Source organism: Pseudomonas cichorii, assembly GCF_003700275.1.
Lineage (GTDB): Bacteria > Pseudomonadota > Gammaproteobacteria > Pseudomonadales > Pseudomonadaceae > Aquipseudomonas > Aquipseudomonas cichorii_B.
Genome location: NZ_RBRE01000074.1, coordinates 1 through 1812 on the forward strand (window position 1 = coordinate 1; position 1812 = coordinate 1812).

Annotated in this window: 1 pseudogene; it reads left to right on the forward strand. The window is 62.1% G+C overall.

Going from position 1 to position 1812, the window contains the following annotated elements:
* A pseudogene (locus tag ALQ04_RS26960) lies at window positions 1–1812 on the forward strand (sugar-binding protein); the annotation flags it as partial.

Sequence of the window (1812 nt, forward strand, 5' to 3'; positions counted from 1 at the left end):
CCATTCCAATGCCTTCAACTTTCTCAGCGCCGTCCAGGCCGGTGTCGATCCACGCACCGGCCAGTACACCTGTTCCATCTCCCTGCCCGAACTCAAGGCCAATCATCTGTGCGGACCCAGCGTACCGCTGACCCTCGGTTTCAGTCCCATGAGCCCACGCGATATCGGTTTCGGCAAGGGCTGGAGCCTGCACCTGTCGAGTTTCGACACCGCTTCGCGCATTCTCTCGCTGTCCACCGGGGAAACCTTTCGTATCGAAGGCTCGCTCGCCCAGCCCACGGTGCCCGAGCGCAAGATCGACAGCTTTCATTTCTACTCCGAGGCCAACAACCGCTATCGGGTGGTGCACAAGTCCGGACTGGTGGAAATCCTCACCCTGCGCGGCGGCGATACCGTGGCCTGGGTCAGCGAAATCCATTCCGCCGAAGGTCATCGCATCAACCTGGCCTATGAGACTTTTGCCGGCGAAACCGTGCTGCGCAGCATCAGCGACGATTACGGGCTGTTGCTCGACATCAGCCGGCCCGGCGCTGCGCAGATCAATATCGACGTGCATCCAGGACAAGGCAGCGGCGGTACGCCGCTGGCCCGTTTCGGGCTGGTGCTCGACAACGGCGAAGTCACCCGTGTCATCCTGCCCAGCGACAATCAGGCCGGCTGGCACTTCAAGTACGAATTGCTGCACGAATACCTGTGCATCGCGGAGTTGCGCAACCCGCTCGGCGGTCACGAATTCATCACCTACGATGCCCAGGGCCATGAGTTTCCGCAGAATCGCTATCCACCTTTGCCCCGCGTCCTGCAATACGCCCAGCATCCCGGCTTTGGCCAGCCACCGGTCGAAGTACGCTATGGGTATTCCAGCGAGAATTTTCTGGGCTTCAACGCCAGCGGGCTGGTCTGGGACGACGACGGGCTGGACAACCTGTATCAGGCCGACCCGCGCTACCTCTACACCAGCACGGAAATGCTCTGGGTCGATGGCCAGGCGCTGCGCAGCACGGTGCGCACCTTCAACCACTTTCACCTGCTGACCGACGAAACCATCACCCAGCGCGACAACGTGCTCAGCACCCGCACCACCTATCACAGCATTCCCGGCTTGCCCTTCGCCCAACAGCCACCACAGTGCCAGTTGCCTCATGAGGTGCTGAAGATCTGGTATCACCCCAGCGCTTCCAGCCAGACCCACGAGGAAATGACCCGCACCACGTTCGACGCGTTCGGTAACCTGCTGACCCAGGAAAACCCCGACGGCACCCTGGAAACCCGACGCTATTACCCGGCGGCCGGCGGCGATGGCTGCCCGGCCGACCCGCAGGGTTTCGTGCGCACTCAACAGGACAGCACCATCACCCCGGCGCCCGGTGCACCCGGCGATGCGCCGGTGTTGCGCACGGCGCATCGTTATGCCCTGCAAACCGGGGTCGGTGGCGCCACACCCGGCTGGCTGGCGATGAGCGATGAACGCTTGCTGCAAGTGAATGGCAGCAGCGAAACCGAGTTGCAGCACACCGCTTTTCGTTACATCGATCAGCCCAATGATCGTTACCTGCACGGTCGCAAGCTGCAGGAAACCCAGATGCTCAATGGCTGTGCGTCCATCACCGATTTTGCCTACCACAAGGCCCGCAACGTCCGCGCCGGGGAAACCGTGCAGCACACCGAGATCAGCCTCAGCACCGACTTTGACACCGTGCGCAAGGCCCACACCCTGCAACACTCGCTGCTCAACGGCCAGCCGCTGCTCAACCGCGATGACAACGACGTGGAAATTGCCTATCGCTACGACGCACTGGGTCGGGTGACCGA